Raw genomic sequence first — 333 nt, forward strand, 5'->3', positions numbered from 1 at the left:
ACAACAAATAGAAGAGTGATATGAAATATTTAGTAACTGGAGCTGCAGGCTTCATTGGAAGCGCGGTTGTAGAACGTTTGACGGATGCAGGTCATGAGGTTGTCGGTATCGACAATATGAATGACTACTATCAGGTTTCTTTAAAAGAAGATCGCCTGAAGCGTATCGTTCACGATAAGTTTATGTTCAAAAACTTAGATCTGGCCGATCGTGAAGGGATCGCAGCATTATTTGCCGAAGAGCAATTTGACAAGGTTATTCACTTAGCCGCCCAAGCTGGCGTTCGTTACTCTATCGATAACCCTTTGGCATATGCGGACAGCAACCTAGTCG

The 333-nt window shown here is 43.5% G+C and carries 1 protein-coding gene; it reads left to right on the forward strand.

The features are described from left to right. Nucleotides 1-20: 20 nt before the first annotated feature. On the forward strand, nucleotides 21-333 hold a 313-nt coding region (locus AB4585_RS28025), incomplete at its 3' end, for an SDR family NAD(P)-dependent oxidoreductase (RefSeq protein WP_372172031.1).

The sequence above is a fragment of the Vibrio sp. 10N.222.49.C9 genome (genome assembly GCF_041474985.1).
GTDB lineage: Bacteria > Pseudomonadota > Gammaproteobacteria > Enterobacterales > Vibrionaceae > Vibrio > Vibrio crassostreae_C.